18 protein-coding genes are annotated in these 18,964 nt (G+C 53.0%); 5 read left to right on the top strand and 13 right to left on the bottom strand.

Annotated features, from left to right (window positions below):
• Positions 1-8 precede the first annotated feature (8 nt).
• Entirely contained in the window at positions 9-467 is a 459-nt protein-coding gene (locus ABFI50_RS14145) for an Lrp/AsnC family transcriptional regulator (RefSeq protein WP_008503307.1), read from the bottom strand.
• A 115-nt stretch (positions 468-582) separates the two neighbouring features.
• Between ABFI50_RS14145 and ABFI50_RS14140 the strand changes: the two genes are divergently transcribed.
• Entirely contained in the window at positions 583-1,629 is a 1,047-nt protein-coding gene (locus tag ABFI50_RS14140) for a PLP-dependent cysteine synthase family protein (protein WP_045134719.1), read from the top strand.
• A gap of 41 nt (positions 1,630-1,670) precedes the next feature.
• On the opposite strand, the gene cof is transcribed toward ABFI50_RS14140, so the two are convergent.
• Positions 1,671-2,489 (bottom strand): HMP-PP phosphatase, encoded by an 819-nt coding sequence (cof, locus tag ABFI50_RS14135; protein ID WP_014882783.1) that lies wholly within the window; start codon positions 2,487-2,489, stop codon positions 1,671-1,673.
• A 100-nt stretch (positions 2,490-2,589) separates the two neighbouring features.
• Here cof and ABFI50_RS14130 point away from each other — a divergent pair, with 100 nt between their 5' ends.
• Both ABFI50_RS14130 and queC read left to right on the top strand, forming a co-directional pair.
• Positions 2,590-4,290 carry an SgrR family transcriptional regulator gene (locus ABFI50_RS14130; protein WP_045269158.1) on the top strand — a complete coding sequence of 567 codons (1,701 nt, stop codon included), beginning with the start codon at positions 2,590-2,592 and terminating at the stop codon, positions 4,288-4,290.
• 66 nt (positions 4,291-4,356) lie between these two features.
• Positions 4,357-5,052 (top strand): 7-cyano-7-deazaguanine synthase QueC, encoded by a 696-nt coding sequence (gene queC / locus ABFI50_RS14125; protein ID WP_023332238.1) that lies wholly within the window; start codon positions 4,357-4,359, stop codon positions 5,050-5,052.
• Between the two features lie 2 nt (positions 5,053-5,054).
• Here the strand turns inward: queC and ABFI50_RS14120 are convergent, their stop codons facing one another.
• The 11 genes from ABFI50_RS14120 to bolA all read right to left on the bottom strand — a co-directional run bounded on the left by ABFI50_RS14120 (position 5,055) and on the right by bolA (position 16,134).
• Positions 5,055-5,384 carry an addiction module antidote protein gene (locus tag ABFI50_RS14120; RefSeq protein ID WP_014882780.1) on the bottom strand — a complete coding sequence of 110 codons (330 nt, stop codon included), beginning with the start codon at positions 5,382-5,384 and terminating at the stop codon, positions 5,055-5,057.
• A complete protein-coding gene (locus ABFI50_RS14115) occupies positions 5,356-5,721 on the bottom strand; it encodes a type II toxin-antitoxin system RelE/ParE family toxin (protein ID WP_347484327.1) in 366 nt (121 codons plus the stop codon). Before ABFI50_RS14115 ends, ABFI50_RS14120 begins: the two co-directional genes overlap by 29 nt.
• Positions 5,722-5,769: 48 nt before the next feature.
• Entirely contained in the window at positions 5,770-6,168 is a 399-nt protein-coding gene (locus tag ABFI50_RS14110; protein WP_014882778.1) for a YbgC/FadM family acyl-CoA thioesterase, read from the bottom strand.
• Between the two features lie 100 nt (positions 6,169-6,268).
• Positions 6,269-6,649 (bottom strand): helix-hairpin-helix domain-containing protein, encoded by a 381-nt coding sequence (locus ABFI50_RS14105; protein WP_347484324.1) that lies wholly within the window; start codon positions 6,647-6,649, stop codon positions 6,269-6,271.
• Between the two features lie 148 nt (positions 6,650-6,797).
• A complete protein-coding gene (gene ppiD / locus ABFI50_RS14100) occupies positions 6,798-8,669 on the bottom strand; it encodes a peptidylprolyl isomerase (protein WP_347484322.1) in 1,872 nt (623 codons plus the stop codon).
• Positions 8,670-8,881: 212 nt separating this feature from the next.
• Positions 8,882-9,154, bottom strand: a complete 273-nt coding sequence (gene hupB, locus ABFI50_RS14095) for a nucleoid-associated protein HU-beta (protein ID WP_002444653.1) — start codon at positions 9,152-9,154, stop codon at positions 8,882-8,884.
• A gap of 210 nt (positions 9,155-9,364) precedes the next feature.
• Positions 9,365-11,719, bottom strand: a complete 2,355-nt coding sequence (gene lon / locus ABFI50_RS14090) for an endopeptidase La (RefSeq protein WP_347484318.1) — start codon at positions 11,717-11,719, stop codon at positions 9,365-9,367.
• 183 nt (positions 11,720-11,902) lie between these two features.
• Positions 11,903-13,177 (bottom strand): ATP-dependent protease ATP-binding subunit ClpX, encoded by a 1,275-nt coding sequence (clpX, locus tag ABFI50_RS14085; RefSeq protein WP_014882774.1) that lies wholly within the window; start codon positions 13,175-13,177, stop codon positions 11,903-11,905.
• Positions 13,178-13,303: 126 nt separating this feature from the next.
• Positions 13,304-13,927: an ATP-dependent Clp endopeptidase proteolytic subunit ClpP gene (gene clpP, locus ABFI50_RS14080; protein ID WP_014069126.1), complete on the bottom strand. Its 624-nt coding sequence runs from the start codon at positions 13,925-13,927 to the stop codon at positions 13,304-13,306.
• A 260-nt stretch (positions 13,928-14,187) separates the two neighbouring features.
• Entirely contained in the window at positions 14,188-15,486 is a 1,299-nt protein-coding gene (tig, locus tag ABFI50_RS14075; protein WP_014882773.1) for a trigger factor, read from the bottom strand.
• A 330-nt stretch (positions 15,487-15,816) separates the two neighbouring features.
• Positions 15,817-16,134: a transcriptional regulator BolA gene (gene bolA / locus ABFI50_RS14070; RefSeq protein ID WP_013095855.1), complete on the bottom strand. Its 318-nt coding sequence runs from the start codon at positions 16,132-16,134 to the stop codon at positions 15,817-15,819.
• 305 nt (positions 16,135-16,439) lie between these two features.
• Here bolA and ABFI50_RS14065 point away from each other — a divergent pair, with 305 nt between their 5' ends.
• Positions 16,440-17,018 (top strand): lipoprotein, encoded by a 579-nt coding sequence (locus ABFI50_RS14065; RefSeq protein ID WP_014882772.1) that lies wholly within the window; start codon positions 16,440-16,442, stop codon positions 17,016-17,018.
• A 45-nt stretch (positions 17,019-17,063) separates the two neighbouring features.
• Positions 17,064-18,539: a muropeptide MFS transporter AmpG gene (gene ampG / locus ABFI50_RS14060; protein ID WP_023332233.1), complete on the top strand. Its 1,476-nt coding sequence runs from the start codon at positions 17,064-17,066 to the stop codon at positions 18,537-18,539.
• Positions 18,540-18,964: the final 425 nt, after the last annotated feature.

The following is an 18,964-nucleotide window of genomic DNA, read 5'->3' as shown; positions in this document are numbered from 1 at the left end:
TTACGAAGTTATTCAATGGGTAAGGCTGTGGTGTACTTAATCTGTTCCATGGCGAAGCTTGAGGTAACGTCTGATAAGCCCGGGACGCTGTTCACCAGCCGCTTGTAGAAGTCATCATAGCGCTTCATGTCTGCCACCTGGACGCGCATCAGGTAATCGTACTCGCCGGCCATTCGCCAGAAACCGAGCACCTCGGGCATCTCAGATACCTGAGTAACAAAGCGGCAATACCACTCGCTGCTGTGGTGCTGGGTTTTAATCAGCACAAATGCCGTCAACCCAAGCCCCAGTTTTTCGGGATCGAGCAGCGCGACGCGCCCCAGCAAAATGCCATCATCTTCGAGCTTCTTAAGGCGCTTCCAGCACGGTGTGGTGGTCAGATTAACGGCATCTGCCAGCGCCTGCAAAGAGAGGGTACAGTCACTTTGCAGCAAGGAAAGGAGCTTACGGTCAATTTTATCTAGCATACCCACCTCACAGAGAAAATTTTTCTCCCTTCATTCTATTTTAAAGGCCAGATAGCAACAATTTTTTCTGTGCTTTTCGCTATGCTGGGCACAAAATGACAAACGGATAATTACGATGAATAGCACTTGGGTTAAACATGCCATCAGCGAAATCAATGCCGACTACCAGCGTTCGGCGGATACCCACCTGATCCGCCTTTCCCTGCCGGGATTTGACGGTATTCAGCTCTATCTGAAGGATGAAAGCACCCATCCGACCGGCAGCCTGAAGCATCGCCTGGCGCGCTCACTGTTTTTATACGGTTTATGTAACGGCTGGATCAAAGAAGGCACTCCCATTATTGAATCCTCGTCCGGTTCAACCGCCGTGTCCGAAGCCTATTTTGCCCGCCTGCTGGGCCTGCCGTTTATCGCGGTGATGCCCTCCTGCACTGCAAAACGCAAAATCGAGCAGATCGAATTTTACGGCGGTCGCTGCCACTTCGTTGAGAGTGCCTGCGAAATCTACGCCGCCTCTGAAATGCTGGCCCGTGAGCTCAACGGCCACTATATGGACCAGTTTACCTTCGCCGAACGCGCAACGGACTGGCGCGGCAATAACAACATCGCTGACAGTATTTTCCGCCAGATGACCCACGAGCCGCACCCCGTGCCGTCGTACATTGTGATGAGCGCCGGTACCGGTGGTACCTCAGCCACCATAGGACGCTACATTCGCTGTCAGGGCTACGATACCCAACTGATGGTGGTTGACCCGCAAAACTCGGTGTTCCTCGACTACTGGCAGAGCCGCGATGCCGATCTTCGCAGCCCGTCAGGCAGTAAAATTGAAGGAATTGGCCGCCCGCGCGTAGAACCGTCATTCATCCCGGATGTGGTGGATGAAATGCTTCGCGTGCCGGATGCCGCCAGCGTGGCAACCGCACACTGGCTGGAAACCCAGCTTGGCCGCAAAGTCGGGGCATCGACAGGCACCAATATGTGGGGCGCACTGCAGCTGGCGGCACGCATGCGTGAGGAAGGGCGTACCGGCTCCATCGTCACGCTGCTGTGCGACAGCGGCGAGCGCTACCTTGAGACCTACTACAATGCAGAATGGGTACAGGCTAACATCGGCGACATCACGCCGTGGAAAGTGCAGATTGCGCAGTTGCTGAAATAAAAAAAAGCCAGACCGACGTCTGGCTTGCTGGAAGGCGCTCGCTATTCGGGGGAATAAGGGAGGTTGTTGTTGTCCAGCCAATGAGTCAAAAAATGGGACACCGCTTCGTTACCGCAGTGTCCGATAACGGGCAGATGAGGAAGCTCGGCAATCAACTGCGGCATCGCATTCCCCATAATCAAACCGCGCCCCACGCTGCCCAGCATCTCTCGGTCATTCATGGCGTCGCCAAATGCCATACAATCCTGCAGCGTTAAGCCCAGATGGTCGCTCAGTACCGCCAGGGCGGAACCTTTGTTACAGCCCACGGGTAATACTTCCAGACAATCTACCGCCGAGAAGGTCAGATGCGCCCGGTTGCCGAGCGCCTCATTTAACTGGATGCGCAGGCGTCGCAGATCGTCGTGATCGCCACAGAAGCAGATCTTGGTCACCGCGTGGGCGGGGATCCGGCGCAGATCGATAAGCTGATATTTAAAACCGCTATAGACATGCGCATGCAGTAACTCGGGGATTTCGCTTCCGGTAAACCAGCCTTGATCGTTAAAAACGTGGACACTGGCCTGTGTGTCCCAGGTGCTGTGCAGGACGATATCCGCCACTTCCGGGTTAAGATCCTGACGGTGCAGTACCTCCCCTTCGACGGTGTGAATGCGCGTTCCGTTTCCGGTGATCAGAAAAGCATCAAGAGAAAACGCGCCCAGTAAATGGCGCATCTCCAGAACATGGCGGCCGGTGGCAAATGTCAGAGTGACATCTCGCTCGCGCAGACGCTTCAGGGCACTCAGCGTTTTCTCTCCCAGACGGTGATCCGGCATTAACAGCGTGCCGTCCATATCAAATGCAGCGAGGCGGGCCATGATGACTCCTGAAATGTGATGCGATTAGCTTGTGCATCAGTATCAGGTGAGATATACGGAAGTAATAGTGAATAGATGATAATTATTGTTCCGGGTTTCTATGCGTCAGCTTAACCGTCTTAACCAGTATCACCGTTTATGGCAGCCGTCCGAAGGTGCGACGCAGCAGGTCACTATCAGCGAGCTGGCAGCCCGCTGTTTTTGTAGCGAGCGGCATGTCCGAACGCTGCTGCGTCAGGCTCAGGAGGCGGGCTGGCTGAGCTGGCGCGCGCAGTCTGGTCGCGGCAAGCGCGGCGAACTGACGTTCCATGCTACCCCGGAGTCGCTGCGCAATATGATGATGGAAGAAGCGCTGAAGAGCGGACAGCAGCATAACGCGCTTGAGCTGGCCCAGCTTGCGCCTGACGAGCTGCGTTCGTTACTGCATCCGTTTTTGGGTGGGCAATGGCAAAACGACACGCCGACGCTGCGCATCCCCTACTATCGCTCGCTGGAGCCGCTTCAGCCGGGATTTTTACCGGGCCGGGCCGAACAACATCTGGCAGGACAGGTGTTCTCAGGCTTGACGCGATTTAACGGTAACAGCAGTGAACCCACCGGCGATCTGGCGCATCACTGGGAGGTCTCTGCTGACGGGCTGCGCTGGCATTTCTATATTCGCTCCACGCTGCACTGGCATGACGGCGATAAAATAGAAACGGCGCAACTCCAGCGAAGCCTGACGGCGTTGTTAGCACAACCCATCATGCGCACGCTTTTTCAGAGCGTCTTGTCTGTCGAAACCACACATCCGCAATGTCTGACGTTTGTTTTACATCAACCGGACTACTGGCTGGCGCACAGGCTGGCAACCTACTGTAGCCGTCTGGCGCATCCCGATCGCCCGGTCGTCGGCAGTGGTCCCTTCCGGCTGACTCTCTTCGAGCCCGACCTGGTACGCCTGGAAAGCCATGAGCAGTACCACCTGAGTCATCCGCTGCTTAAGGCCATCGAGTACTGGATCACTCCCCAGCTTTTTGATTACAGGCTGGGTACCAGCTGTCGCCACCCGGTGCAAATCGCCATTGGCGAGGCCGATGAGCTCGAAAGCCTGCGGCTGGTGAGCAGCAGCACCAGCCTGGGCTTCTGTTATCTCACGCTGAAACAGAGCGCGCGGCTGAGTGAGATCCAGGCAAAGCGGCTGATTAATATCATTCATCTCTCCAGGCTTCTGCACACGCTTCCGCTCAACGAAGGGCTCATCACGCCAACTCATGAACTGCTTCCCGGCTGGACAATCCCGGAATGGCCTGATTTGACGGACATTGCCCTCCCTGAGGCGTTGACGCTGGTTTATCATCTGCCCGTTGAGCTTCACACCATGGCCAGCCAGCTGAAGGAGTACCTCGCCCTGCAGGGTTGTGAATTGACCGTCATCTTTCACGACGCGAAGACGTGGGATGGATGCCAGCAGCTTGCCGATGCAGACATCATGATGGGAGATAAGCTGATTGGCGAAGCGCCAGCGTATACGCTTGAGCAGTGGCTCCGCTGTGATGCGCTTTGGCCGCATGTGTTAAGCGCACCGGCTTACGCCCATTTGCAAGCCACGCTGGATGCGGTGCAGGCCCAAGCCGAGTCCCGGGACCGGCACGCGGGGCTGCAAGCCATTTTCAGCCGCTTAATGGAGGATGCGGTGTTGACGCCGCTCTTTAATTATCAGTATCAAATCAGCGCGCCGCCAGGCGTAAACGGGATACGCCTTAACACCCGCGGCTGGTTTGATTTTACCGAAGCCTGGCTGCCTGCCCCCAAATCGTGAAGAAGCTGGTCGCCGCCGTAGCCAGGCGGTAACATAACGTTTTTACCGTAACTGTTGAGATGATTTATGAAACGTGCCGTCGTCGTGTTCAGCGGAGGACAAGACTCTACTACTTGCCTGGTTCAGGCCCTTCATCAGTATGATGAAGTTCACTGTGTGACCTTCGATTATGGTCAGCGCCACCGCGCTGAAATCGACGTTGCCCGTGAACTGGCCCTCAAACTGGGGGCACGCGCGCACAAGGTGCTGGACGTTACGCTGTTAAATGAACTGGCTGTCAGTAGCCTCACCCGCGACAGCATTCCTGTACCGGATTATGAACCCGATGCCAGCGGCATTCCGAATACCTTCGTACCGGGCCGCAATATTCTGTTTCTGACCCTGACGGCGATCTACGCCTACCAGGTGAAAGCCGAAGCGGTAATCACCGGCGTATGCGAAACAGACTTCTCCGGCTACCCTGACTGCCGTGACGAATTCGTGAAAGCATTAAACCACGCCGTCAATCTGGGCATGGCGAAAGAGACGCGCTTTGAGACGCCGTTGATGTGGCTGGATAAAGCCGAAACCTGGGCCCTGGCAGACTACTGGGGCAAGCTGGATCTGGTTCGCAGTGAAACCCTCACCTGCTATAACGGCATCAAAGGCGACGGTTGCGGCCAGTGCGCGGCCTGTAATCTTCGCGCTAACGGGCTGAACCACTATCTGGCCGATAAAGTCGGCGTGATGGCCGCAATGAAGCAAAAGACCGGGCTTAAATAACGCTACTTAACCGTGCTGTCGAACAGTTTTACGCCGGCAGCACGAGTCACTTTCATTAGCGTCGTCAGCGTTGGGTTACCGTTGTCAGATAAGGTTCGGTATAACTGTTGGCGGGACAGACCGGATTTGGCAGCAATTTCACCTATGCCACCGCGGGATTCGATAACACGTCTTAGCGCAATTAGGTATGCAGGGATTCCCTGGTCTTCATAAATCTCATCCAACGCAACCTGCAGATATAGCTGAGCGTAGGAAGGGTTTTCGCGAAGCATTTTTACGACGGCTTCATCGTGACTGACGGAGCTAGAGAATTTTCGTTCGCTTTTGCTCATCGGATTTCTCCTTTTGATGATCATTCCAGTAATCTATTGCCAGTTTCACATCGGACTTTTGACTCTTTTTGTCACCCCCAATCAGCAACAATAAAATCTCCCGATGTTGTACAGCAAAATAGATTCGATATCCGGGACCATAATCAATTTTCAATTCCCAGATACCTTCTCTGAGATACCGGTAATCGCCGAAGTTCCCTTTCTCTGCACGGTCAATTCGCAAAAGAATCCGAAACACTGATTCCGGATCCTTTCGCTTCAGCTTCGCTACCCACTCCTCAAACGGCACTTTTCCGTCACGGGTACGGTAGCGTTCAACAACGTAGTCCCTGTCCATGATTCTATCCCTGGAAAAACGTTTTGTCTTTTATAAAAGACAAAATTTCTAAACGATCATCAACTCCAGCTTCTCCCGCAACGCCCCTTCCAGCGGCAGCGCTTTCTGGGTTTTCAGATCGATACAGACAAAGGTAATCAGTGCATCAGCCACCACCTGCCCTTCTGGATCGAGCGTCACCACCTGGCTTAATACACCGCTCTTGCCATTGAGCTGTTGCACCTGGCTGGTCACCGTGAGCACATCGCCCAGCACGGCCGGGCGGCGGTAATTGATGTTGATATTGACGACCACGAACGCGATGTTATGCGCGGTCAACCATTGAAAGCTTTCGCTGTTTTCCAGCCCGTCCCAGCGCGCTTCCTCAAGGAACTCAAGATAGCGGGCGTTATTAACGTGCTGGTAAACATCAAGGTGGTAACCGCGTACTTTGATTTTTGTCTGCATAGCGCAATAGCCTTTACTGTTGTTATAGGATAAAGAGGTCATAACTGGTATGACCTCTTTATCCTGGCAAATTATCGCCGCAGTGCAAGTAATTGTGAGATTACAACGTCAGGTGTGAGAGGTTACGTTCCACCAGCGCGCTGCCCATGCCCGGCACCTGTTTGAGGTCGTCAACAGTTTTGAAAGGACCATACTCTTCGCGGTAGCTGACGATGGCCTGGGCTTTTTTCAGGCCGACACCGTTCATTGCGCGGGCGAGATCTTCCGCAGAGGCCGAATTGATACTGACCCGCGTACCGTCATCATCAGCCGTTTTACCGACATCAGCCGCTTTGGATTGCCCTTGCACTGACGCTGAGGCGTCAGACTTGCTCTGTACCGTCTGTGCTTTGGCTGCGGGCGTCGCGGCCAGCGCACTCGTGGTCATCCCGGTGGTGGCAATAGCCAGCGCAATTAACAGTGATTTGATTCCACATTTCATGCTGTTTTCTCCTTGTTTGTTGACAGCCACATCACGATAGCCGCCCGGAAAAACAGCTACAAACAGCAGATTGCAGAAATGGAAAAGGCCGCGAAAGCGGCCTTTAGTTTTTGCAGAGCGTTACGAAAATCTGCGAGCAGAGACGTAATTATTGCTGCTGAGTCATCACATCGCCCAGCTTGATTTTGGCGTCTTTACGCAGGTTGCTCATCATGGCTTCGAAAGCAATCTGAGCATTGTTCTGGGTAATGCCCTGAACCATCGCCTTCTTCTGCGCTTCTGGCAGGGTACCGGCTTTTACTTCGTCCAGCGCCAGCAGAACAACGTTACCCTGCATATCGGTGGTGGTGCCGAAGCTTGGTTTGTCCTTCGCAGGCAGAGTCAGGCCAAACGCAGCCTGGCTGATGGGGTCCTGACCGGTACGGCTCAGCGTTTTCGCTTCACCGAAGCTCAGGCCTGCTGCTTTCAGCGCATCGCCTTTGCCCGCTTTCAGATCAGCCAGAATCTTCTCAGCATCCAGTTTCGCCTGCTGTTCCGCTTTGTTGTGCTTAACCTGAGCGGCAACCTGATCCTTCACTTCTGCCAGCGGTTTGACCGCTTCCGGCTTGTGCTCGCTGACGCGCAGCACGAACGCACGGTCACCGTCGACGGTAATGATGTCAGAGTTGCTGCCTGGCGTGCCGTTCTCGCCCACCAGACCACCGTTAAAGATGGCGTCTGAAACCGGTTTAAAGTTCAGCTCTTCCGGCAGGTTATCACGACCAAACCAGCCCGTCTCAACCGCTTTCACCCCAGCAGCCTGCTCTGCACCCGCCAGCGATTCGTTGTCGTTGCTGGCGGCATCGCTCACCTTCTGTTGAAGTGCGTAGTAGGCATCCAGCGCTTTTTCCTGTTTCACTTTCGCCGCGATATCATCACGAACGTCAGCCAGCGGCTTGGTTTTCGCCGCGGTGATGTCGTCCAGACGCGCGACCAGGAAACCAACGGAAGACTTAATGACACCAGAAAGCTGGCCTTTCTCTTTCAGACCCGCATTTTTCAGTTCGTCCGGCGTGGTTGCGTCTTCCAGCCAGCCCATATCACCGCCGTTTTTGGCAGAGATAATATCGGTGGATTTTGCTTTCGCGAGGGTGGCGAAATCAGCCCCTTTATTCAGCTCATCCAGTACCGCTTTGGCGTCAGCCTCGGTTTTAGTCTGAATCACGCTGTAGCGTTTACGCTGCGGCTGAGTGAACTGATCCTGATGCTGATCGTAGTAAGACTGAATTTCTGTATCAGACGCCGTTTCCTGCAGCCCGGCAGCATCCAGCTTGATGTAGCTCACGCGGAACTGCTCTGGAGAAACGAAGGTATTTTTGTTCTGCTCGTACCAGGCGTTCAGTTCCGCGTCGCTGACCTGCTGTTTGGCCGCCAGGGCGTTAACATCAATGGTCGCTTCACGGACAACGCGCTGCTGCGCCACCAGCGCGGCCAGCTCTTCCGTCTCACCTTTGAGCATGAAATCGGTGCCCACAACGGCATTGATAAGCTGCTGAGTTGTCAGTTGGTTACGCAACGCCTGAGCGTATTGGTCAGCCGTCATACCCATCTGGTTGACGATGCTATTGTAACGTGCGTTGTCGAATTTACCGTTTGACTGGAAGGCCTGAGTGGCGAAGATCGCTTTTTTCACCTGCTCATCGCTGATGCCAAGACCCAGCTTTTTGGCATACTGATCCAGTAACGCTTCGTCGATAAGACGGTTCAGCGTCTGTTGGCGCAGGGTCTTCATATACCCTTCATTCGCCGCCAGTTCAGAGAATTGGTCGCCCAGCTGTTGCTGCATACGGTTACGTTCACCGGCAAAAGCATTCTCGAACTGACCACGGCTGATCTCCTGGCCATTCACTTTTGCGGCATAGTTCGCGCCACCGCCAATAAGGTAACTGCTCACGCCGGTCAATATGAACGACACGATAATGATACCGAAAATAATCTTGAGCACGAGACTGTTAGCAGCCGTGCGTAAGCTGTCCATCATGGTGTAACAACACTCCGCTGTAGGTGACTGGTTACCTGACGCTGACGGAAAATCCTGCCCGTCGCGCGTAAAGGCGTATTGTGACAAGAAAACGGGGCGATTGTCAGCCCACAACTCGCATAAACTCGCACAAATCAGGTCTGGACAAACAAAAAAGGCACATCAAATGATGCGCCCTTGTACTTTCCGGCTTCCCTGAAACGGGAAAGCAATCAATTTACTGCGTCTTTCAGCGCTTTACCTGCACGGAAACCCGGCACTTTAGCAGCAGCAATGGTGATCTCTTTACCGGTCTGAGGGTTGCGGCCAGTACGGGCAGCACGCTCTTTAACAGCAAAAGTACCGAAGCCTACCAGTGCAACGTCGTCTCCAGCCTGCAGAGATTCAGTAACAGAAGCAATTAATGCATCTAACGCACGTCCAGCTGCAGCTTTAGAAATATCAGCACCAGCAGCAATTTTGTCAATCAGTTGAGATTTATTCACTGTTCTCTTCCTCTCTTTATAATTTATATCGCGCCTGAGTCCTTCACAACGCGACCGCGCAGCAGTTATATCAGGCCTGCCATGACCTTACAACACCCGTTGTTGATGGCTGACCTAATCAGCAATCTAAATTAGCTATACAAAAAAAGGCTGGCAAGTGCGAAATGCCTTACCAGCCTTGTTTTTATTGACGCTCTTTGCGCGAGGTCACTATTTTGCGGTTACAACCTGCATTCCGGACGGCTCATTCTGCAATGCGAGAGTAAGAACTTCCTCAATTCGCTTAACAGGATGAATCTGCAGATCGGCAATTACGTTGTCCGGAATCTCTTCCAGATCGCGTTTATTCTCGTAAGGAATCAATACGGTTTTGATCCCACCACGGTGTGCCGCCAGCAGTTTTTCTTTTAACCCGCCGATAGGCAGAACCTGACCACGCAGGGTGATTTCACCGGTCATTGCCACATCAGCGCGTACCGGGTTGCCTGTCAGACAGGAGACCAGCGCCGTACACATGGCAATACCCGCGCTTGGACCATCTTTCGGCGTCGCCCCTTCCGGGACGTGAACGTGGATGTCGCGTTTTTCGTAGAAATCCGAGTTAATACCCAGTTTTTCCGCACGCGCACGCACCACGGTCAGCGCCGCCTGAATGGACTCCTGCATCACTTCACCCAGCGAGCCGGTGTAGGTCAGCTTGCCTTTACCCGGTACACAGGCGGTTTCGATGGTCAGCAGATCGCCGCCCACTTCCGTCCATGCCAGACCGGTCACCTGGCCTACGCGGTTTTCGTTATCCGCACGACCATAGTCAAAGCGCTGAACGCCCAGGTAGGCATGCAGATTGTCGCCGTTGATCACAATGTGTTTCAGACTCTTATCCAGCAGCAGCTGTTTCACCGCCTTGCGGCACAGTTTAGAGATTTCACGCTCAAGGCTACGCACGCCCGCTTCACGGGTGTAATAGCGAATGATGCCGATAATCGCGCTGTCCTCGACGGTCAGTTCGTTGGCTTTCAGTGCGTTACGCTCAATCTGTTTCGGCAGCAGGTGCTGTTTCGCGATATTCAGCTTCTCGTCTTCGGTGTAACCGGAGAGGCGGATCACTTCCATACGGTCCAGCAGCGGGGCCGGTATGTTCATGGAGTTGGAGGTTGCCACGAACATCACATCGCTCAGGTCGTAGTCCACTTCCAGGTAGTGATCGCTGAACGCCACGTTCTGTTCTGGATCAAGCACTTCCAGCAGCGCAGAGGCCGGATCGCCACGCATGTCCGAAGACATTTTGTCGATCTCATCAAGCAGGAACAGCGGGTTTTTAACGCCCACTTTCGCCATCTTCTGGATCAGTTTACCCGGCATAGAACCGATGTAGGTACGACGGTGACCGCGGATTTCCGCTTCATCGCGTACGCCACCCAGCGCCATACGGATATACTTACGTCCGGTCGCTTTGGCGATGGACTGTCCCAGAGAGGTTTTACCCACCCCCGGCGGTCCTACCAGACACAGAATTGGGCCTTTGATTTTGTTTACACGGCTTTGTACCGCGAGGTACTCAAGAATGCGGTCTTTCACGCGTTCCAGGCCGTAGTGGTCGGTATCCAGGATCTCCTGCGCCTGACGCAGGTCTTTTTTGACCTTGCTGCGGGCGTTCCACGGAACCTGCACCATCCACTCAATGTAGCCGCGTACGACGGTTGCTTCAGCCGACATTGGAGACATCATTTTCAGCTTCTGCAGTTCTGCTTCGGCTTTCTCTTTCGCCTCTTTCGGCATCTTCGCCGCGTCGATTTTGCGCTTCAGCGCTTCGTTTTCATCCGGCGCGTCGTCCATCTCGCCGAGCTCTTTCTGAATCGCTTTCATTTGCTCATTCAGATAGTACTCACGCTGAGATTTCTCCATCTGCTTTTTGACGCGGTTGCGAATACGTTTCTCAACCTGCAGCAGATCGATTTCAGACTCCATCATCGCCATCAGGTATTCCAGACGTTCGTTAACGTCGGACATTTCCAGCACGGACTGTTTGTCAGCCAGCTTCAGCGGCATGTGTGCTGCGATGGTGTCCGCCAGACGCGCAGGATCGTCGATGCTGTTGAGCGACGTCAGCACTTCTGGTGGAATTTTTTTATTCAGCTTGATATAGCCTTCAAACTGGCTAATTGCGGTGCGCACCAGCACTTCCTGCTCGCGCTCATCAAGCTCAGGCGAATCAAGGTACTCTGCCTTGGCAGAGAAGTGTTCGCCGTCATCTGACAGAGTGGTAATACGCGCACGCTGCAGCCCTTCGACCAGTACCTTCACGGTGCCGTCAGGCAGCTTCAGCATCTGCAAAATAGAGGCCACGGTCCCGACGGTGAAAAGATCGTTTACACCCGGCTCATCCGTCGATGCTTCTTTCTGTGCCACCAGCATGATTTTTTTATCATGATCCATGGCGGCTTCGAGGCAACGGATAGATTTTTCCCGCCCTACAAACAAGGGTATGACCATGTGCGGATAAACCACCACATCGCGCAACGGCAATACGGGGATTTCAATGCGTTCAGAACGCTCAGGATTCATAGAGCTCTCTCTTAGTTTAGTGTCCGCCAGGTAAGCTGGTCATGTCACTGTACTTCACATAACCATTAACATGTATCCAGTATATGGGGATGTTTCCCACACATTCAACGCTATGAATACGGAAAAAGTAAAGGGGAGATAAAATCCCCCCTTTTTAATTAACTGCTTGTATGATTTGGTGAATTATTCGCCAGATGCCTGCTGGGCTTCCGGTTTACCGTAAATCAGCAGCGGCTTGGTTTGGCCGCTGATTACGGACTCGTCGATAACCACTTTCTCAACATCTTCCATCGACGGCAGATCGTACATGGTGTCGAGCAGCGCCGCTTCAACGATTGAACGCAGACCACGCGCACCGGTTTTACGGATCATCGCTTTCTTAGCAATCGCATCAAGCGCTTCGTCACGGAATTCCAGGTCAACCCCTTCCAGATTGAACAGCGCCTGGTACTGCTTGGTCAGCGCATTTTTCGGCTCTTTCAGGATCTGAATCAGCGCCTCTTCACTCAGCTCATTCAGCGTTGCCACAACGGGCAGACGGCCAATGAACTCAGGAATCAGACCGAATTTGATCAGATCTTCAGGTTCAACCTGCGACAGCAGTTCACCTTCGTTCGGTTTTTCGGACGAGGCTTTTACCGTCGCGCCGAAACCAATGCCGGAGCCGGTTTCAACACGGTGGGAAATGACTTTATCCAGACCGGCAAACGCACCGCCACAGATGAACAGGATCTTGGAAGTATCAACCTGCAGGAACTCCTGCTGAGGATGCTTACGGCCCCCCTGCGGTGGAACGGCGGCAACCGTACCTTCGATCAGCTTCAGCAGCGCCTGCTGCACGCCTTCACCCGACACGTCGCGGGTGATGGACGGGTTGTCTGATTTACGGGAGATCTTGTCGATCTCATCAATATAAACAATGCCGCGCTGTGCTTTCTGTACGTCGTAATCGCACTTCTGCAGCAGTTTCTGAATGATGTTCTCAACGTCTTCACCCACATAACCGGCTTCGGTCAGGGTTGTGGCATCGGCCATGGTAAACGGAACATCCAGCAGGCGCGCCAGGGTTTCCGCCAGCAACGTTTTTCCGGAACCCGTCGGTCCGATCAGCAGGATGTTACTTTTACCCAGTTCTACGCCATTACTGGTGTCGCCGTTACGCAGACGTTTGTAGTGGTTATATACCGCTACCGCCAGCACTTTCTTCGCCTGCTCTTGTCCGATGACATAGTCGTCAAGGTGATGACGAATTTCATGCGGCGTTGGCAATGCGCTACGCTCACGGTGCGGCGCAACTTCTTTAATCTCTTCGCGAATGATGTCGTTACATAAATCAACACATTCGTCGCAGATATACACGGACGGCCCGGCAATCAGTTTACGCACTTCATGCTGGCTTTTGCCGCAAAAAGAGCAGTACAGCAGTTTGCCCGAACCATCTTTGCGTTTATCTGTCATGAGTCCAAACCTCTTTTTAAGTTCTTTGTGCCGCACATGACGACGCAAATGCCATTCTAAGACGCGTACTGCTTAAAGCAGCGTGCCGCCCTACCTTAGTATAGCGGCACACTCGCGTCGCGGGCATCAATTACGATGGGTCAATACGGAGTCGACTAAGCCGTACTCAACTGCCTCTGGAGCAGAGAGGAAGCGATCGCGCTCGGTATCGCGCTCGATCTGCTCGAGAGATTGACCTGTATGCTGCGCCATAAGTTCATTCATGCGCGCTTTTACTTTCAGAATTTCGCGGGCGTGGATTTCGATATCCGTCGCCTGCCCCTGGTAACCACCCAGCGGCTGGTGAATCATCACACGGGAGTTAGGCAGGCAGAAACGCTTACCTTTCGCCCCTGCGGTTAACAGGAAGGCACCCATGGATGCAGCCTGACCCATACAGATCGTGCTGACATCTGGCTTGATGAATTGCATGGTGTCATAAATGGACATACCCGCCGTAATCACACCGCCTGGCGAGTTGATGTACAGGTAAATGTCTTTTTCCGGGTTTTCCGCTTCCAGGAACAGCATCTGCGCTACGATCAGGTTAGCCATATGGTCTTCTACCTGGCCGGTCAGAAAGATAACGCGTTCCTTGAGCAGACGGGAATAGATATCGAAAGAACGCTCACCACGTGAGGTCTGTTCAATAACCATTGGCACCAGCGCCATATGGGGTGCAAAGTTATCTCGTTCGCCACTGTATGACATTTCCGTCTCCTGGTTCAAAATTGAAAACACCTGCTGTACTGATTGTAACCTTATGGACGGATTATCAGCCAGTCTCAATCATCGTGATTACATACTTATGGGGTTCGCCACGCCCTATTTCAAGCATAACAACCTTTTGTTGTAACGCTAACACTGAAAGGGCGTTTTAGCACCCTTCCAGGACTAAAGCTGCGATAAAAAAAACCCGTCGCCGGAGGGCAACGGGTTTTTTGGTCAAACTTTAAACCGTTAGGGCGTTATTACGCCTGCTGGTTCATCAGTTCGTTGAAAGAGGTCGCTTTTTCGGTCACTTTCGCTTTCGCCAGAACCGCTTCAACAGCCTGCTCTTCCAGTGCGACGTTGCGCATGTTGTCCATCAGCTCTTTGTTCTTACCGTAGAACTCGATCACTTCTGATGGATCTTCGTATGCGGAAGCCATCTCTTCGATCAGGCCTTTCACGCGCTCTTCGTCAGCTTTCAGCTCGTGGGTACGAATCACTTCGCCCAGCAGCAGGCCAACAACAACGCGACGTTTCGCTTGCTCTTCAAACAGCTCGCGTGGCAGTTCCATCGCTTGCTGCTGGTTGCCACCGAAACGCTGTGCAGCCTGACGGCGCAGCACGTCGATTTCGCTGTCGATCAGGGCTGCAGGAACGTCGATGTCGTTCGCTTTCACCAGACCTTCAATCGCCTGAGATTTCACACGGTTACGCACAGCACCGTTCAGCTCGCGCTCCATGTTTTTACGCACTTCGGTACGCAGGCCAGCAACTGAACCATCTTCCACGCCGAAACGCTTGATGAATTCTTCAGTCAGTTCTGGCAGTTCGCGCTCTTCCACTTTCTTCAGGTTGATCACGAACTTCGCTGCTTTACCTTTCAGGTTTTCAGCGTGGTATTCTTCAGGGAAGGTCACGTCGATAGTGAACTCTTCGCCAGCCTTGTGGCCTTTGATACCGTCTTCGAAGCCTGGGATCATACGACCCTGGCCCATTGCCAGTACGAAGTCAGACGCTTTGCCGCCTTCGAACTCTTCGCCGTCTACAGAACCGGTGAAGTCGATGGTCACACGGTCTTCCGCGTCAACAGCGCCTTCTTTCTCTTTCCAGTTCGCCTGCTGCTTGCGCAGGGTGTCCAGCATGCCGTCAACATCTTCGTCAGTCACAGAGACAATCGGTTTTTCAACTTCGATAGATTCCAGACCTTTCAGCTCAACTTCCGGGTACACTTCGAACTCGACGGAGTAAGTGAAGTCTTCGCCCAGTTTGTATTCGCCTGGAACGTAGTTTGGCGCGCCGGCCGGATTGATTTTTTCTTTGATGATCGCATCAATAAAGTTGCGGCTCATCAGTTCACCCAGCACATCCTGACGCACAGAGGCGCCATAACGCTGAGCAACAACATTCATTGGAACTTTGCCCTTACGGAAGCCGTCAATACGTACTTTTTTTGCTACGTTGACCAGCTCGCTTTTCACAGCAGTTTCGATGCTGTCAGCAGCGATAGTAATCGTTACACGGCGGCCAAGGCCTTGAGTGGTTTCAACTGAAACTTGCATCTTGTTACCTCAAAAAAATCACAGTGCTCGGTCAACTCTGAATCTGTCTGTTATACCGGGATGCTCTCTTAGTGCAGATTCACATTCCCTGTCGCCAGAATCATCCCGAAGACATTCAATAAGACGCGGCATTATAGCGGCATCACTTAGGTGAGTCGAGAACGGTTGGGGCATGTTGCTGCGGCTTTTTTCACACTTTAAGGCTATTTTTAGCCTTAAAATCGCTCCATCCGATCAAAACTCAGACAAAACAAAACGGCCCGGAGGCCGTTTTGAGGAAATCTGTAAGCAACATACTGGAAAAACTCCAGCCGTTGCAAATCCGATTTATCAGGCGATGGTGCCTGCACCGCGACACGGCGGTGATGCGAAAACCGTATCCTGCAAGCCTTCCCATTCCTTAATGGTATAGGTATGCAGTGCCAGCGCATGCACGGTGGTGGAGAGTTCTTCCGTCAAGGTGCTGTAGATCAAGCGGTGTCGGTTCAGGAAACGTTCTCCCGTGAAGCGATCGCTAACCAGAACCACTTTAAAGTGGCTTTCAGAACCTGCCGGCACGTTATGACGATAGCTCTCGTCGACGACTTCGAGGAACACAGGGTTGAACGCTGCCCTTAATTTATCTTCTATCTGCTCACGTATCATCATGAAATTACTCCTCCGACAACGCCAGGATGTCACCCATCCCTTTAAATGTTAGCCGCTTTTACCGTTTCCATTACACCTTGACAACAAATATTTAGCTTTCGTCTGATTTTCTCATTCAAACGAATGAAGTTCACTGCGAGACTCATACCTTTCATCATTCGCGAGAGGGGAAATTGGGTAAGCTGGTCAGTTTTCGGACAAGGCGATGAATTTACATGCGTTGACCACTTCCCCTCGCCGTTGGCGATGTTATGATGACGGCAATTTTTCTCTTTATATGCTTACGATTCGTTGAGAACCCGAAAATGTTAAAAAAACTCTTCTTTCCGTTGGTAGCCCTTTTTATGCTGGCAGGCTGTGCAACCCCGCCTACCACCATTGATGTCTCACCAAAAATTACGCTGCCTCAGCAGGATCCAAGCCTGATGGGCGTCACCGTGAGCATTAACGGTGCCGATCAGCGTCAGGACCAGGCTCTGGCAAAAGTGACCCGCGATAACCAGCAGGTAACCCTGACCGCGTCCCGCGACCTGCGTTTCCTGCTGCAGGAAGTGCTTGAGAAGCAAATGACCGCTCGCGGCTATATGATTGGCCCAAGCGGTGCGGTTGATCTGCAGATCATCGTTAACAACCTGTACGCAGACGTGTCTCAGGGCAACGTGCGTTACAACATCGCGACCAAAGCGGATATCGCCATCATTGCTACCGCGAAAAACGGTAATAAGATGACCAAAAACTACCGTGCGAGCTACTCTGTCGAAGGCGCGTTCCAGGCATCGAATAAAAATATTGCTGATGCGGTTAACAGCGTGCTGACGGATACCATTTCCGACATGGCGCAGGACACCAGCATCCACGACTTCATCAAGCAGAACGCACGTTAATCCTGCCGACTGACCCGGTGCTTCACCGGGTCAGTTCATAAGAACATGTCCAGCCATTACTTACGCATTTTCCAGCAACCGAAATCAGCGATTCTGCTGATCCTCGGCTTTGCCTCGGGTTTACCTCTCGCGCTCACCTCCGGCACGCTTCAGGCGTGGATGACGGTCGAAAATATCGATCTCAAAACCATCGGTTTCTTCTCGCTTGTCGGTCAGGCCTATGTCTTTAAGTTCCTGTGGTCTCCGGTCATGGATCGCTACACGCCACCTTTCCTGGGACGTCGTCGCGGCTGGTTAGTGATGACGCAAGTCTTGCTGCTGCTGGCCATTGCGGCGATGGGTTTTCTTGAGCCGACCACACAGCTTCGCTGGATGGCCGCACTTGCGGTCGTGATTGCCTTCTGTTCCGCCTCCCAGGATATTGTCTTTGACGCCTGGAAGACGGACGTTTTGCCTGCGGAAGAGCGCGGCGCCGGTGCCGCGATCAGCGTGCTGGGCTATCGCCTCGGGATGCTGGTCTCCGGGGGACTGGCACTGTGGCTGGCTGACCGTTACCTCGGCTGGCAGGGTATGTACTGGCTGATGGCCGCCCTGCTTATCCCGTGCATTATCGCGACGATCTTTGCTCCCGAACCGAGCGATGTCATTCCGGTCCCCCGCTCGCTGGAGCAGGCCGTGGCCGAACCGCTGCGCGACTTTTTTGGTCGCAACAATGCCTGGCTGATCCTGCTGCTCATCGTCCTTTATAAGCTGGGGGATGCGTTCGCCATGAGCCTGACCACCACCTTCCTGATACGCGGTGTCGGTTTTGATGCCGGTGAAGTGGGTGTGGTAAACAAAACGCTGGGACTGTTTGCGACGATTGTGGGCGCGCTGTATGGCGGCGTGCTGATGCAGCGCCTGACCCTGTTTCGCGCACTGCTGATTTTCGGCATCCTTCAGGGAGCCTCTAACGCGGGCTACTGGCTGCTGTCGATTACCGATAAACATATGATCAGCATGGCCGCGGCGGTGTTCTTCGAGAACCTCTGCGGCGGCATGGGCACCGCGGCATTTGTTGCCCTGTTGATGACGCTTTGCAATAAATCATTTTCCGCTACGCAGTTTGCGTTGCTCTCGGCGCTCTCTGCCGTGGGTCGCGTGTACGTTGGACCGATTGCGGGCTGGTTCGTGGAAGCCCACGGCTGGCCAACGTTTTATCTCTTCTCTGTCGTGGCTGCCGTGCCGGGAATTTTATTGCTGCTGGTCTGCCGTCAGACGCTGGAATATACGCAGCGGACCGAACACTTTATGCCGCGCACCGAATATCATACCGCCTACCGTTTTGCGTTACGTCTGTTAATGGTGGGCTGCGTTGCTCTGGCACTCTGGCTTGTGGTGTTGATTATTAACGCCAGCACGTCACTGGCACTCCCGTTCGAAGCGCTTCTGCTGGACGCTGGCGCCCTGCTGGCTATTGCCGGGATCCTGACCGGGGGTCTGCTCGATTTCATGGCGTTGCGTAAAACGCAGATGACCTGAAGAAAAATGCGAAAGGTTATTTCCCGTTGTAATCACTAACCGAAATTATAACGGCGAAATAGCCAGCGCCCCCCCAAAAAAATATTTGTTGTTTTGTGCGGGATAGGATTTGGAAATTATTGGCTCCAGTTCCAAAACGCTATTTTTCATTAAACGATTCAGCATCCGATAGTTTGATTTTTCGTTTTTTAGATGTCTTTTTATTGATAATTAATTGTTAATTTTTTGTTTATTTTTAACAATGGTTATACCAATTGCCCCTTTTAGGGTATGCTTGGGGGTCCTTTCGTTATAAAGCCCACGCCATGCGGCTTCTGTCATAAAAACCGACATAATTTGCAACACTTGTGACACGTGCGGCAGAACCCGGTAACACCTTCCTGACACAGGCCTAATGATGTTTACAGTAATGTAACCTTCCCGTA

Source organism: Enterobacter sp. HNDS-6 (genome assembly GCF_039850505.1).
Lineage (GTDB): Bacteria > Pseudomonadota > Gammaproteobacteria > Enterobacterales > Enterobacteriaceae > Enterobacter > Enterobacter kobei.
This window is presented reverse-complemented; position numbering and strand designations above follow the sequence as displayed.

Excerpts from the sequence above, each read along its gene's own strand:
- ABFI50_RS14145 (WP_008503307.1), bottom strand. The coding sequence starts at position 467 with ATGCTAGATAAAATTGACCGTAAGCTCCTTTCCTTGCTGCAAAGTGAC.
- ABFI50_RS14140 (WP_045134719.1), top strand. The coding sequence starts at position 583 with ATGAATAGCACTTGGGTTAAACATGCCATCAGCGAAATCAATGCCGAC.
- cof (WP_014882783.1), bottom strand. The coding sequence starts at position 2,489 with ATGGCCCGCCTCGCTGCATTTGATATGGACGGCACGCTGTTAATGCCG.
- ABFI50_RS14130 (WP_045269158.1), top strand. The coding sequence starts at position 2,590 with ATGCGTCAGCTTAACCGTCTTAACCAGTATCACCGTTTATGGCAGCCG.
- queC (WP_023332238.1), top strand. The coding sequence starts at position 4,357 with ATGAAACGTGCCGTCGTCGTGTTCAGCGGAGGACAAGACTCTACTACT.
- ABFI50_RS14120 (WP_014882780.1), bottom strand. The coding sequence starts at position 5,384 with ATGAGCAAAAGCGAACGAAAATTCTCTAGCTCCGTCAGTCACGATGAA.
- ABFI50_RS14115 (WP_347484327.1), bottom strand. The coding sequence starts at position 5,721 with ATGGACAGGGACTACGTTGTTGAACGCTACCGTACCCGTGACGGAAAA.
- ABFI50_RS14110 (WP_014882778.1), bottom strand. The coding sequence starts at position 6,168 with ATGCAGACAAAAATCAAAGTACGCGGTTACCACCTTGATGTTTACCAG.
- ABFI50_RS14105 (WP_347484324.1), bottom strand. The coding sequence starts at position 6,649 with ATGAAATGTGGAATCAAATCACTGTTAATTGCGCTGGCTATTGCCACC.
- ppiD (WP_347484322.1), bottom strand. The coding sequence starts at position 8,669 with ATGATGGACAGCTTACGCACGGCTGCTAACAGTCTCGTGCTCAAGATT.
- lon (WP_347484318.1), bottom strand. The coding sequence starts at position 11,719 with ATGAATCCTGAGCGTTCTGAACGCATTGAAATCCCCGTATTGCCGTTG.
- clpX (WP_014882774.1), bottom strand. The coding sequence starts at position 13,177 with ATGACAGATAAACGCAAAGATGGTTCGGGCAAACTGCTGTACTGCTCT.
- clpP (WP_014069126.1), bottom strand. The coding sequence starts at position 13,927 with ATGTCATACAGTGGCGAACGAGATAACTTTGCACCCCATATGGCGCTG.
- tig (WP_014882773.1), bottom strand. The coding sequence starts at position 15,486 with ATGCAAGTTTCAGTTGAAACCACTCAAGGCCTTGGCCGCCGTGTAACG.
- bolA (WP_013095855.1), bottom strand. The coding sequence starts at position 16,134 with ATGATGATACGTGAGCAGATAGAAGATAAATTAAGGGCAGCGTTCAAC.
- ABFI50_RS14065 (WP_014882772.1), top strand. The coding sequence starts at position 16,440 with ATGTTAAAAAAACTCTTCTTTCCGTTGGTAGCCCTTTTTATGCTGGCA.
- ampG (WP_023332233.1), top strand. The coding sequence starts at position 17,064 with ATGTCCAGCCATTACTTACGCATTTTCCAGCAACCGAAATCAGCGATT.